The following is a 13,032-nucleotide window of genomic DNA, read 5'->3' as shown; positions in this document are numbered from 1 at the left end:
TATTCAAAAAGTGTTCAGGTCAGTGATGTACAGCGAAATGCCCAGCGAAGTGCTCAGGGCGACGGCGCCTTCTGCGTCCTCTTCGACGGAGAACAGCAGGAACTCCCGGCGATCCGTCAGACCGGTGTCGCGGGCGTACAGCATCGAACGGTGCTCGACGCTGTAGGACTCATCCGGATTGCTCACGCGCTCGCTCAACGCCACCAATTCTGTCTGGCCAGCCTCGGTGCCCCATTCGCGGGTGTACTCGACGCCGTTGTGGGTGTAGGTCGGCAGGCCGATCAGGCTTTCAGGGCCAGCCAGACGCCGCAATTGCGCTTCACTGTTGATCGTGACGTAGCTGAGGTAGTTGAACAGGATCACCGACTCGACCTGCCCGGCGATATCGCCGCTGGTGTGCACTTGCAGCCAGTAGTCTTCATCGTTCATGTAGCAGCGCGACAGCCAGTTCGACTGCCCGAGGTCGACGACGCCCAGGCTCCAGATCTGTTGGGAACCCGGGATGACCACGGCGCTGTTGCCGTCGAGCAACAACTTGAGCGTGGCGTCGAACATGATCTGCTTGCCGGAGGCCAGGCCCAGGGGCCCGGTGATGGGCGCGCCATGGCTGGCGGTGTTCGCGTTCGGGGCTTCAAGCCCCATCAACCGTTTAAACCACCCCATGGGAAATTTCCTTGAGACGCGCGGAGGCGATGTAGAAGAGTTCGCCGCCCACGACGCGCGTAGCGCCGGGCGGGTTGATCGACGGTTGTTGGGCACCTTTGGCGCGGTAGCCGATCAGCGTAGCGTTGTGCTGTTCTTTCATCCGTGCGTACAGGTCGCCGAACGTTGCTTCAAATGCCTCGGGCAGCTTCATCAGGTACTGGGTGGCGCCTTGACCGACGCAGAGTAATTCATTGATGACCACTGACGAGCCCGGGTCCTGGGAGGCGCGCACCAGCATTTCGATGGCCATGCTGGAGGTGCATTCCAGGCTGGGAGCGTAAGCGCTGGCCAGGGCGGCGATTTCGCTGTCATTGAAGTGCGCGACCACATGCCCGACCGGCCCCAATTGATTGACCGCCAGCACTGTGGCCAGGGTCAGGTCGTCGGAATGGGTTCGCACCAGCACACGCTCGGCGCCAGGCACGCCAGCACGCTGCAACAGCGCGACGGCGGACAGGCTGTCGCCCTTGATGAACGATGCCTTGCCGGGCATGGGGTTTTCTTCGAGATCGCAATCGCAGATGACGATCAGGTTGTCATTGGAGGTTTCGTCCTGCAGCAGCAACTCAATGACCCGTTCGCTGGGGGCGCCCTCCCAGCCAATGAGAACCGTGTGGCCGACCTTGCCGGTGAAATCGCCTTTGCCCTTCATGCCTTTTCTCCATACATCGATGACGCTGCTGGTGGTTTTGCCGATGACCGTCGTCAACAGGGCAATGCCCCCGAGCATGATCCAGGTCGCCACGAAAATTCGCCCAGCGGATGTCTGTGGCAACAGATCGCCATAGCCGACGGTGAGCGTGGTGGTGAGATAGAAGTAGATAAACGTGGCGGCGCTGATGAGGTGTTGCTCGCCCAGCAGCACCAGGCCGATCCAGGCCGTGGCCAGGTGCACGCCCAACGCGATGCTCAGGCCCGCCCAGCCGAACCGATGGAAAAAGGACGCCGCGTACGTGCGCAACAATAGGAAAATCGACATTTCGTCCCTGACTCTGTGGGGTTTGGTTCCTGGCGGGATCATCGCTCTGGCGCCCGAGGGCTCGAGCGTAGTGGCCGGATAGCATTAAACCTGTTGCGGGGTTTGGATAAAAGTACCTGTACCACAATTAAATCCGTGGCGTGTCGGACACGGGTGCTCCCGCTGGGTCGTAAGCGCTGTGTAGGAGTTGTCGAGCGCAGCGAGGCTGCGATCTTTCCCCAGACACTTGAATTTCAAGCGAAAGATCAAAAGATCGCAGGCTTCGCCAGCGCTTACACGTTCAGCGGGAGCACGGGTTCGGTGTGCGCGTACCGATCACTCAGCCGATTTTTTCTTCAGGCGCTCCAGGATCGAATTGGCGCTGCCTTCGTTCGACGTGATGCCGGCGTCGCGCAGTTTGCGCTCCAGGTCGGAGCCGGTCGAAGCCTCGGCCAGTTCGTCCTGGGCTTGCAGCTCAGCGGCACGTTGCTGTTGCTTGGCCTGCAGGCGGTTGAGCGTACCGACGGCGGTTTCCAGCTTGCCATTGGCGCCGCCGCTGGCGATCGAAGCACTGACCTGGGCCTTCTGCACGCTTTCACGGGCCTTGGCCATGTCCACTTGCTGACGCAGGCTTTTGATCCGGCTTTCGGCCTTGGTGATGTCTTTGCGCATGTTGTCCGCGTAACCGCCGAATTCGGTCGCGTGCTTCTGCTCGGCGTCCAGTTCGTTGGTCAGGGTCGAAATAGCTTCGGCCACTTCCAGTGCCAGGTCTTCGCGGTTGGCCTGGATCGCGGCCAGGGCCTTGGCTTCCAGGTCGTTGATCTTGGCGTTGTATTCGCCGACGCGATCAGTCGCCAGCTTGTGCTTGGCCATGATGGTGACCAGCTCACGCTTGGCGTTGGCCAGCGCGCTGTCGGCATCGCGAATTTCCTGGTCAAGGATACGCAGGGCCTGTTGGTCGACGATCGATTCGCCGACTTCGTTGGCACCGCCACGCAGTGCGGTGAACAACTTGCTCCAGATGGACTGAGTCATTGGATGGCTCCTATTCGGCGAATTAAATGAAAAAGCGTTCGAAGGCTTCGCTGGCGCGCTGGACGTTGTCGACGAGGGTTTTGACCTCGGTGACGACGTTGGTCAGGCTAGAGTCGGAGGCCAACGCACCGAACATGTTGTAGACGACCTGTCCGTTGGGCATGGTCTCGATGCCGATGGAAGACAGGGGGAACATCTCCCGGCTGCGCAGCACGGCGTCATTGAATGCCGCGACGTCGTTGATCGACTCGACGTCCACCAGGACGGTATCGACGATGATCTGGTCGCCCACCACTGCGATGTAGATCGGCAAGCCACCGAAGTCATTCATTTCCAGCTTGATGCTGGACTCGGAGCCTTGAACGAGAGAGAGAGTGATGTCGTTCGCGACCACTTCCAGGGCCTGAAGGGCGCTGTAGAGGCGATCGATGTTCCAGTTGTTACCTGCGCTCATGTAATCCTCCGACATGAATGAGCCAGCCAGAATCGGTTGGCGTAGCTGTTTCTCCATTTGCTTGAGCAGGCTTCGGTTTTCGGGAAGCACCCAAGTCTCGTGTTTCACATACCCGGCGGCACTCAGGCCCGCGCGCATCTGCTTCATGTAGAAGCTCGACGGTTTTTTCGCGGAGGGTTTGGCGCGCTCTCCCGTGCGGCTCGCTGAATCGGTCACAGACCCGTCTGGCGGATCTGATGGAGAGCTGGTTGGCATGGTACTGACCCCACTGTGAAAAACTCACGCGTGAGAAACACTACAGGTAACTTCTGGACCTCACAATAGCTCACGCGTGAGATTTTTTGTCACAAATACTCCCAAGAAACACACCGTAGGCGCTGTCGAGTGCAACGAGGCTGCGATTTTTCCCCAGACACTTGAGTCTCAAGCGAAAGATCAAAAGATCGCAGCCTGCGGCAGCGCCTACACAAGCCCAGCGGGAGCAAGGGTTGCTTACGGATAGCTGAAGCTTTTAACCAACGTCAGCTCGCCCACCGCCCTCATCGGCACGACGAAGGTTTCCATCTTCTCGTTCGGCGTGCCTTCTTCGGTGATCACGGTGACTTTCGCGGTGGTCAGCGCTTGCTGTGCCTGCTCGCCACCGCCCTCGCTGCCTTCTTCACTGCGATAACCGCCACCGTAGTAGTTCACGTACACCAGGTACTGGCCTTTGATCGGCGCGGGCATGGCGAAGATTTCCGGGCCGTAGCCGGTGGTGACGTCGACGTCGAGGGCGCCGCCGTTGGCGACTGCACGGTCGCCATACCAGATGTGGGCGCCATCGGGCGTGACCAAGTGCAAGTCCAGGTCCGTGCCGTCGCTGTCCCAGGTCAGCAACACCCGCAGCTTGGCCGGTGTGGCGCCGCCGCTGGTGTTGAGAAATTGTGTGCGGTGGCGCTGCTGGCCATCGGCACTGCGTACTTCAACGCTGTTGCTGCCGTTGGGGAACGAGAATGGCCGGTCGAAGCGACCTTCCTCATCCAGCTTGAGCGGCAGGCTGACACCGTTGACGATCAGTTGGCCTGGCGCGTTGCTGCCTTTGGGCGCACCTTTGATCTGTCCAGTAATGCGCGCGGTACTGGCTTGACCCGCAGGCGTGTTGACCGACGAAGCCGGGTAGTTGACGGTCTGGCTGAAACTTTCGCCTTCACCGCCCGGCGCACCGCTGCGCCAGCCGCCGATCGGCGTGTCGAGCTTGAGGGCGTCGGCGGCCACGGCCGGTGGCAACGCGGTCAGGGCGCAGAGCAACAGCAAGACCTGTGGATAACGGAGTGTCATGGTCTATTCCAGCAAGAGGTGACGGGCAAGCCCTTCGATATAGGTTTCGTCCTGGCCGTTGGGATGAGCTTCGAAGGCCAGGTGCAAATATTCATGCGTCAGGTCGAGACGATCCTGCAGCGACCGCACGCCGCGCACATAGATGCGCTGGCGCTCGCGGTCGACATAAGGCCGGCCAAAGGCAACGCGGCAGACGGCGAAAGTGCTGATTTCGTTGTAGCCCACTTCTCTTTCCAGCCGTTCACGCCAGCCCCGGCGCTGCTTCAGCAACCAGTTCTGGGCGGCGGGCAGCGCTTCGCAGGATGCCACCGGGTTGTCCCAGCGGCTGAGGCTGGCACGTGGGTAGGCATGCAGCAGGATGGCGTCGTAGCGTTGGCCGGCGTTGGCTTGTTCCACTGCTTGCGCCCAGGACAGTTTGTCCGGGCCAGACTGGTCGGAGTGGTAGGTGACATCGGCGCCGGCCAGGACCAGGTCGCTGGTCCAGGCGGCAATGGCGCGGGTTTGCGGTGTCGCCGGGCGTGGCGCGACACGCTGACGATGACTGCTGTCGTCGATGCTCAGGCAATCACCGCTGCGTTGGGCGTTCTGCAGCAAATAGGTGCGGATCGCCACAGCCAATGCCTTGGCCGCTTCGGCAGGCTCGGCCTTGGCTTCGCGCTGCAAGACCCGGGCGACGTATTCCTCCCGATCCAGGCGCGCCACCAGCTTGCCGGACATCAGGAACAGCTCGCCATCGCTGTGGATATCCAGTTGGTTGCCATTCGTGAACTCGACGCGGTAATCACCGCGCAGTTGACCCGGCGTGGCAGGCCGGTCATCGGTCATCACCCGTTGCAACGGATAACGGGCAAACAGGCCGACTTCCACGCAACGCCCGGTTTGCGCCGGCCAGCGAGACGGCAATGCCGTCGCCAAACCTTCGCCGTAGACCTTCAGGACCTGTTGGCTGGTACCGCGACCACCCGCCCACACCGGGGTGCCATCGGCTAACCAACCGGCGAAACCGCCCTGTCGGGAGGAAGGCCCCTGGTCACCCAGCCAGCTCCAGGTCTTGACCCGCAGGCGACTGCCCAACTCGCCGACCAGCCGCCCGTCCGCCGCGCTGAGCACTACATCCAGCAGCACCCGCCGGGCCTGGTCCTGGGCCGGCAGCGTGGCCAGGGCCTTGAGCAATTGCCCGACGGGCACTGGCGTCTGGGGTTGCAAGGCCGGCAGATCCAACAACCAGGCCGGCGCCTGACGGGCCTGCCAGTAATCGCGCCAGGTCGAGGCCGACAGCCCGAGCCGCTGCGGCTCGAAGTACAGGCCGCAGGACTTCACCAGTGCCTGGTCACGACCGATGCGCTGCCCGGCGTTGCAGCAATAGACTTCTTCCTTCGATTCGCCGCGGCACTCATAGACCGGCTCGCGAGCGTCGGTGTCCACCAGCCAGGCGTAGACAAACAGCTTCCACAGACTGCCCAGTGGCGCCTGCAAGGTGTCGGGCAGCGGCTGGCGATCCAGCACCCGGGTCTGGCTCACTTGCAGCAATTGACCGTCGAAGGCCAGGCGTAACGGCTCGTCCTGCGCTGTTGCCAGCGCAGGGATCAAGCACAACAGCCACCCAACCAGCCGCCAACGCATATCAGTTGACCGTGACCTGACCGAGCGCCGGTTTCTGTTCCCGCGCCTGATGTTGCGGCGCATAGACCTGGGTGAAACGCACCGGTGGCAAGGTGAACTGGCCCTTCTGGGAGAAGCGTACCAAGTGCCGCAGGCGCAGCTCGCCACTGAGGGCATCCACCGGCACCGCATAAGCCATCTGCCCCGGCTCGAAGCGTGCTTTTTCCAGGGAAGTCGGCTCGCTGCCGGCCTTGCCCTGCAACTGGATGCCCCAGGTGGTGCGTTCCACGTCGGCGCCTGGCGGCAGCGGCACTTCAAGCATGCCGTAGCGCAGCGGCGTCGGGGCCTTGCTGTTGATGATCACTTCATCCAGGTAAAGGCTGTCGCTGGACAATGGTTTGTTGCCCACGGCTTCGAGCTTGAAGGTGAAAGCCTCGTCACCCGGCACCAGACGCGACAGACGACGGGTGATGGACACGGCCATCGGCGCTACCGGCGGTTGCTGGCTCTGGAAACTCAGTGCCGCTTGCAATGGACGCTCCTGGGCGCCAGTCAGGGTCAACATCGTTGGAAGCTGCGCGCCCTGCCACTGCCAGTAGGTTTCACCGGTCGCGCCCTGCTTGGCTGCCCAGCCTTCGCCCGGCGCCAGGGCTACGGCCGGCGCCGCCTGTTCGATGCTGCGCTGCAACCAGGTCAAAGCCAGGGCCCGCTCCAGGGTGGACTGCTGCGGCAACACGCGCTCCAGCAATGCAGTGGCGCGAGCCTGATCAAAGCTCTGCAACGACAACACCAGGGCCTCGACGAACGGCTGCGAGCTGAGTTCCAGCTGCTGTTGCGCTGCATCGGCTTGAAGGCTGAAGGCCGCCGGCAACGGCACCTTGGCCTGTTTCGCCAGGGATGCGGTCAGGACACGGGCGCTGGCCAGGCCAAGGGCAGAATCCGGCGCATACATGACCAGGCTGTCTTCGCCGCTGTCCAGCACGCTCTCGGTGCTGCCTTCACTGGCTTTCGCCAGATCATCCATCAAACCGCTGAGCAAGGTGTTCACCGGCAACTGCATCTGCTTGGCGAACGACAGGATCAGCGCCCGTTGCAGCAGTGGCGTATCACCGGCCTGCTTGGCGTAGACCTCTAGCACCCGCTGCCAGTGCTCCGGCGGCAGGCTCAGGTCCAAGGCCTTGCTGGCGTGCCAGTCGGCGTAATAGGCATAGGCGGTGAGGAAGGCATCCGGCTCACCGTCCTGGCCCCACCAGGTGAAGCTCGCCGAGGGGCCGGCCATCTGCACCAAGCGCAAGCGGCTGTTTTGCATGATCAGCCGTAAGCGGTCGCGGATCTTCGGGTTCGATGCCAGGGTCGGATAGGCAATGCTCAACGGCAACAGACGACTGGCGGTCTGCTCGACGCCACCGTATGGGTAGCTCAGCAGGTCATCCAGGGCCGAACGAAACAACGCTTGCGGGCTGTCATCCAGACGCAAGCGAATATCGCTGGCGTCGGCCGGCAGGGTCAGCGGGGTGTCGCCGCTCGTCACATCAAGGCGCTGGTTCTGGGTGACTTGCCAGCCGTTGCCGCTGGCGTTCAAGCGCAGGGCCAGGGCGTCCTGGGTTTCGCCGTTCAATTGCAACTGCACGTTCAAGTCGCCGCTGCTCAGTTCCAAGGCCGGCAACGCCACGTAGTTGATGCCGTTTTTCAGGTCCACCACCATGCGCTGCTCAGCGCCGGCGTAGCGGATCAGCAGCTCGCTCTTCAGCGGTTTTTCAGACTGGCTGAAGGCGAACAGGCCCAGTTGCGGCTTGTCGCCCGTGCGGAAACGGGTCGGGCCGCTCCACTTCAGGTACAGCGGTTTTTCCGAGGCGATGAACTGCTTCTTCTGGCCCACCTGGCCGTCGTCGGCAATCGCCTTGGCCGTGATGCGCCAGCGGGTCAGGGAGTCCGGCATCTTGAAGGTGAAGCGGGCCTTGCCGCTGGCATCGCTGACCAGCTCCGGCTGCCAGGCAGCGGTGTCGACGTCTTCACGGCGCGGCCGTTCCAGCACCTTGACCCCGCGTTCACTACGATTGGCCTTGCCCGGCGCGCCAGGGCTGCCTGGCAGCGCCACGTCGTAGCTGATGAACGACAGGCTGGCACTGGTGCGCACGTTGTTGCGACGCGGGTGATAGAAGAACTGATCGATGGTCGGGGCCACTTCCGGTTGCAGGGCGTAGATCATTTCGTCCACCACGCTGACCGTCAGGTGCGCCGGGATCGCCTTGCCGGCGAACTGGGTGCTCAGGTCCACGGTCACCGTGTCGCCCGGGCGGTAGGTGGCTTTGTCGGTGACGACAGCAACATCGATCTGCGGTGTGATCACCTTGATGCCAGCGTTCTGGAAGCTGTACTGGCCGCCCTTGGTGTACAGCACCGAGAAGGTCAGGTTGGGCGCAAAGTTATCCTTCACGACAATGCGCGCGCGGTATTGGGTGTCGCTGAGCTTTTCCAGCTTCAGCCAGTCGCCGCCCTTGGACAGCAGCGCCGTGGCCTCGACTTTGTCCCGCTCAAGCGACAGCAGCGCATCGCTGACCGGCTCCGGGAAGGTGATCAGCGCCAGCGCTTCGTCACCGGTCTTGTATTCAGGCTTGTCGAAGACAATCTCGACAGTGCCCGGCACGGCCTTGATGCCTTCACCGGTCACCGCATGGGCGGCGGCGCCAATGGCCCGGCCGTGGTCGTCCTTGAGCGTCAGGTTGTAGGTGCCGGGACGCTCGAAGGTCAGGCTGAAGCCCTTGTCCTTGGCGGCCAGCTTGCCTTCTCCGGTGCTCTGGTCTTCCAGGCGCACCCAGGCGTAGCTGCCTGGCGTCACGGCTTTGGCTTGTTCGTTGCCGCCTTCATTGGCGTAGCTGAACGACACCTTCTGGCCGGCGGCGCTGAACCGTTGGGGAGCACTCAGGCGGAAATTCGCCGCGCCACGGTCGATGAGGATTTCCTTGGTGGTCTTGACCCGATACGCCGCGCCATCGCTGGCGAACACGGTGAGCGTGTAGCGGCTCGGCTTGTCGGCGGCAGGCAGGTCGAGGGTCGCGTTGCCCTTGGCATCGGTGGTCACTTCGCTGCTGGTCAGCTCGACCGGGAATTGCCCCAGGTATTGCAGCTCGTTATCGACCATCGACAGTTGCTGGGCGCGCAGACTTAGGCTCACCGTGGCATTCACCACAGGTTTGCCGTCCGGGTACAGCAGCACAAGGTTACCCTTGACCGGCTCGCCGGTGCGGTAATCCTGCTTGGCCAGGTTCAGGGCGATCTCGAAGTGCGGCTTGATGTATTCGGCGACACGGAAGGCGCTGCTGTAGAGCTGGTCCTTGTAGCTGAAGCGCAGTTCATAGCCGCCGGCCACGGCGTTTTCCGGCAATTGGAAACGGCCTTGGGTGCCGGCGTTGGAATCGAACTTCAGGGCCAGGGTTTGCAGTTCGGTGCCGGTGGCGTCCAGCACGCTGACATTGACGTCGGCGGCAGTCGGTTGCACCGAATCACGGGCATTCTTGAACTCACGACCGACGATTTTCAGCGAGACCCAATCCCCCGGCCGGTACAGCGGCCGGTCGGTGAACGCATAGAGCTTGGTGTCGTAGATTTCGCTGTCGTAGTAGAAGTTCTCCGAGACGAATACCCCGCCCTCCTCGTCTTCACCGATGACGAACGAACGCTCCGGGCTGACGTGCTTGAGACGCAGCAGGCCGTCTTCATCGGTGGCACCGCTGCTCATTACGCCCAGGCCGTCGGTCCACAGCACGTTGACCTTGGGCACCGAACGCCCTTCATGCTTGCGTGCCGCCCAGACCAGCAATTCATCGCCGGCAATCTTGCTCACGGCCACGGTGTTGGAGACGAAGACCATGGTCGTTGCGCGGTATTTGCCGATCAGCGCTTCCACCAGGTACAGGCCTGGCTTCAACTGGCCCAACGGCACATAGACGTTGCCCGGCGCGACGTTGACAAACTGACTGGACGAACCCGCCAGGTTGACCCCGGCCGGCGGCTGGATCGGCTTGGCCTGCCACAACGGGTAGCGGAACTGGCTGACCACCGGCAAACCGGGGATCAAGGAAAATTGCGCTGGAGCGTCGTACGGTGTTGGCGCGACCAGGGCATTGCCAATCTTCAGTTCCGGCACTTCTTCGGTGACCTGCTGGCGCGACTCGTAGGAGAACGCCCGCTGCATCACGCGACGGGATTTTCGATACCAGTTGTCCCACAGGTACGCGAGGGTGTTGGACAGGCCTTCGCCCTTGAACTGGCCATCGCTGACCACGCGGTGCAGGTTCTTCTGGCGCTTGAGGAAATCCAGCGGTTTGTCGATGCGATAGACGCGGATATCGGCGCCCCCGTAGGGCTCCATGCGGAACCGACGGTAGTCGCGGCCCGGCGCTTCGAGGCGGACCATGGCCTGTTCGTCGCTGGCAAAGCTGCTGTCGGCCAGCAGGAAGAAGCTTTCACCGGACACCGGCGTGTAGCCGCTGGGCTCCACCGTATCTTCGGCATTTACGACAGGTGCCAGCAACAAGGCAAACAGCAGGGGCAATTTTGAACACAAGCGCAGCATGCGGGCACCGGTCATTGGGAGAGAAAGTTGAGTCGATAGACGCCGATGAAGTTGGGGTTGGCTGCGTCGGGTATCCATCGGGTGTCCTTCCAGTTCATGAGTTGTTGCAGGCTTGCGGAGCGCATGCCGTTGTCGGTAGGGGTTGTGGTGCCGGTGTGATAGGCGATGTAGCGGCCCATCCAGATCATCAGGTGCTGGTCGTCACCCTGATCGAAGAACATCAGGTCGCCGGGGCGGGCCTGGGTGACATCCCGGCCCACCAGACGGCTATTGAACTGGATCAGCTTGATCGCGTTGACGTAGGGCCCGACCTTGCCGCCGCCCTGCTGCCACTGCTGGGCGAGGCGCCGTTGCGCATCGCTGAGCGGCAGTTCCGGCGGCAGGTAGCGATTGGACAGACCATTGCTGCGCAGCCATTTTTCATCGTGGACCTTCAGCGCTTCGTTGGCGGCAAAGCGCACCAGCCCGGCGCAGTCCTGCTGATACCAGCGCGGGCTCGGGCCTTTGCTCAGCTGTTCCTGGGCGATGCGCACGAACCAGGCGCGAAAGACCTTGGATTGCTGCACATCCAATGCCGGTGCCTCGCCGGCAAACGCAGGCCCGCCGAGCAGTAATGCCAGCAGCAGCATCAATGCGGGGTTGCGGATCAGTGCTGTCACAGCGCTTTCCATTCCAGCGGCAGCCACTGCCAGTGGCCGTCCGGCTCGCTGCCTTCAGGCAAGGTCAGGGCGTATTTGCCGTAGCCGCCAAGGGTGCGCAGTTTCGGGATCAGGTAGGTTTGCGCGGCGTTGTAGAACACCGGTTCCATGTCCTGGGGCAAGCTGTCGAGGGTTTCGCGCTGCATCAACTGCGCCATGGACTCCGGGCCGAAGTAGACCGGCATCAGCAGGTCCTTGGGCACCACGTCGGCCATGGGGGGGAAGCGTTTGTCGAGGGTACCGAGGGCCTTGTCCACCAGTTTGTCATCGAGGGAGAACAGCAAGGTCGAACCGTGGCGCGCCAGGCTCACCCGCAGGAACGCCTTGCCGGTAATCGCCTCGGGTTGCTCAGCGTCCTTGGCCAGGTAGGGGCCGAAATTGGAGCTGACCTGACGCAGCCACTGGTGCGTCGAGCCTGCTTGTTTCTCGACAACCGGGAATGCATGGTCGGCGACGTTGTTTTCATAGGCGCCGACCATCGAACCGAACAGGTTGCCCAGGTCGGCGTCGAGCTTGCCGTCGTCGTCATTCAGGCTCGCCACCAGCAGCGGGGTGTACAGGCGCGAATCGGCGTACCAGCACAGACCCGCGGCGCCGGCCACATGGTCGACCATGGCCTGGGCGGTTTTTTCGTCGGCACCCAGTTTTACCAGCAAGGGTTTGTGCTGCTCGGCGGCCAGGGGCAAGGCCACACAGGCACTGGCGCCCATGGGCATGGCTTGCCAGATCGGCTTGACGTCGAAGTCCGGCTGGTTTTCCTGTTCGTCCATCGCCAGGAAGCTGTGCCAGCCGTTGTCGTCCATGTCGAAACGCAAGCCGGCGAAGTTCGGGATGAAACGCTGGTAGCCCATGGCGAGCACGCTGGCGTTGACCGAGATGCGCTGCTTGACCTCTGGCGCCTTGGGCGGCAGGCCGAAGGCTTCGGGGAACAGTTTTTCACCGGCCAGCAGTGCTTCGAGGGCCTGGGTCGAGACCATGCCGGGTTCATCGGTAGGGCCATTGCCTGGGTCGTAGAGTTTGGTCGGGTTGGAGAGCACGACCAGCTTGTCGCCATGGGAGGCGAAGACCAGGGATTTACTGGCGTTATAACTGAGCTGGTAGAGCCCAACTTCATCGCCGCCAACCTTCAGGTCACCGAGCTTGCTCAACTGGGTGTCGTCCAAGGCGACTTTCGCCAACGGTTCCAGGACCTTGGCCAGACCACCGCGATCCATCACCAGCAGGAAATCCTTGAGGCGACCGTCCGCACCGCGCCACAGCGCGACATCGGCCGGCTGGTCGAAAAGTTCTTCGATCAGGCTGTCCTGCAGCTTGAGCTCGTGCTCGTAGATGATCCGGCGCAGGCTGCCGATCAGCCCGAGACGGTCAGCATGGGCCTCGTAATAGAAGACGAAGTCCTCGGTGAGCGTGGCCTTGAGGAATGGGACTGCCAACAGGTCCTTGGGCAACTGGCTCAGGGAGTGGGCCTCGAGCAAGCCGTCGGGACGGCTCACGCCGAGTTTTTCCAACGCCAACTCCATGGGCGGCGCCTTGGGCTTGTTCATGAACCAGCCCAACCCGGCGGCGACACCTGCGACCAGGCACAGCCCGATCAGTATCACCGGCCAGCGGCGTACAGGTTTGGCGACAGGTGTCGGCGTGGTCGAGGAAGCAGTGTTGTCGCTCATATTCACAAGGGCCTGTTCAT

Annotated in this window: 9 protein-coding genes; all 9 read right to left on the bottom strand. The window is 62.4% G+C overall.

Annotated features, from left to right (window positions below; all coding sequences use genetic code 11):
• Positions 1 to 3 precede the first annotated feature (3 nt).
• Positions 4 to 663 (bottom strand): DUF2491 family protein, encoded by a 660-nt coding sequence (locus AACY42_RS18905; RefSeq protein WP_339481550.1) that lies wholly within the window; start codon positions 661 to 663, stop codon positions 4 to 6.
• A complete protein-coding gene (locus tag AACY42_RS18900) occupies positions 650 to 1,684 on the bottom strand; it encodes an ion channel (RefSeq protein WP_339481549.1) in 1,035 nt (344 codons plus the stop codon). The genes AACY42_RS18905 and AACY42_RS18900 overlap by 14 nt, the downstream gene beginning before the upstream one ends.
• 315 nt (positions 1,685 to 1,999) lie before the next feature.
• Positions 2,000 to 2,698 carry a PspA/IM30 family protein gene (locus AACY42_RS18895; RefSeq protein ID WP_339481548.1) on the bottom strand — a complete coding sequence of 233 codons (699 nt, stop codon included), beginning with the start codon at positions 2,696 to 2,698 and terminating at the stop codon, positions 2,000 to 2,002.
• Between the two features lie 22 nt (positions 2,699 to 2,720).
• Positions 2,721 to 3,299 (bottom strand): YjfI family protein, encoded by a 579-nt coding sequence (locus tag AACY42_RS18890; protein ID WP_339481547.1) that lies wholly within the window; start codon positions 3,297 to 3,299, stop codon positions 2,721 to 2,723.
• 345 nt (positions 3,300 to 3,644) lie between these two features.
• A complete protein-coding gene (locus AACY42_RS18885; protein WP_339481545.1) occupies positions 3,645 to 4,469 on the bottom strand; it encodes a YfaP family protein in 825 nt (274 codons plus the stop codon).
• 3 nt (positions 4,470 to 4,472) lie between these two features.
• A complete protein-coding gene (locus tag AACY42_RS18880) occupies positions 4,473 to 6,092 on the bottom strand; it encodes a DUF2300 domain-containing protein (RefSeq protein WP_339481543.1) in 1,620 nt (539 codons plus the stop codon).
• A gap of 1 nt (position 6,093) precedes the next feature.
• The gene (locus AACY42_RS18875; protein ID WP_339481591.1) at positions 6,094 to 10,662 is read right to left on the bottom strand and encodes an alpha-2-macroglobulin family protein; all 4,569 of its coding nucleotides are present in this window, start codon (positions 10,660 to 10,662) and stop codon (positions 6,094 to 6,096) included.
• Positions 10,659 to 11,318 carry a DUF1175 domain-containing protein gene (locus AACY42_RS18870; RefSeq protein WP_445261537.1) on the bottom strand — a complete coding sequence of 220 codons (660 nt, stop codon included), beginning with the start codon at positions 11,316 to 11,318 and terminating at the stop codon, positions 10,659 to 10,661. Before AACY42_RS18870 ends, AACY42_RS18875 begins: the two co-directional genes overlap by 4 nt.
• On the bottom strand, positions 11,303 to 13,012 hold the full coding sequence (locus AACY42_RS18865; protein ID WP_339481542.1) for a DUF2138 domain-containing protein: 1,710 nt from the start codon (positions 13,010 to 13,012) through the stop codon (positions 11,303 to 11,305). The genes AACY42_RS18870 and AACY42_RS18865 overlap by 16 nt, the downstream gene beginning before the upstream one ends.
• Positions 13,013 to 13,032 lie beyond the last annotated feature (20 nt).

It is taken from the genome of Pseudomonas sp. RL_5y_Pfl2_73, from assembly GCF_963970515.1.
Taxonomy (GTDB): domain Bacteria; phylum Pseudomonadota; class Gammaproteobacteria; order Pseudomonadales; family Pseudomonadaceae; genus Aquipseudomonas.
The sequence above is the reverse complement of the archived record's forward strand: the minus strand, read 5'-3'. Positions and strand labels throughout refer to the sequence as shown.

Bases quoted from the DNA above. Each gene is read 5' to 3' on its own strand.
- AACY42_RS18905 (WP_339481550.1), bottom strand. From the start codon at position 663: ATGGGGTGGTTTAAACGGTTGATGGGGCTTGAAGCCCCGAACGCGAAC.
- AACY42_RS18890 (WP_339481547.1), bottom strand. From the start codon at position 3,299: ATGAAGCAGATGCGCGCGGGCCTGAGTGCCGCCGGGTATGTGAAACAC.
- AACY42_RS18865 (WP_339481542.1), bottom strand. From the start codon at position 13,012: ATGAGCGACAACACTGCTTCCTCGACCACGCCGACACCTGTCGCCAAA.
- AACY42_RS18885 (WP_339481545.1), bottom strand. From the start codon at position 4,469: ATGACACTCCGTTATCCACAGGTCTTGCTGTTGCTCTGCGCCCTGACC.
- AACY42_RS18900 (WP_339481549.1), bottom strand. From the start codon at position 1,684: ATGTCGATTTTCCTATTGTTGCGCACGTACGCGGCGTCCTTTTTCCAT.
- AACY42_RS18870 (WP_445261537.1), bottom strand. From the start codon at position 11,318: ATGGAAAGCGCTGTGACAGCACTGATCCGCAACCCCGCATTGATGCTG.
- AACY42_RS18875 (WP_339481591.1), bottom strand. From the start codon at position 10,662: ATGACCGGTGCCCGCATGCTGCGCTTGTGTTCAAAATTGCCCCTGCTG.
- AACY42_RS18895 (WP_339481548.1), bottom strand. From the start codon at position 2,698: ATGACTCAGTCCATCTGGAGCAAGTTGTTCACCGCACTGCGTGGCGGT.
- AACY42_RS18880 (WP_339481543.1), bottom strand. From the start codon at position 6,092: ATGCGTTGGCGGCTGGTTGGGTGGCTGTTGTGCTTGATCCCTGCGCTG.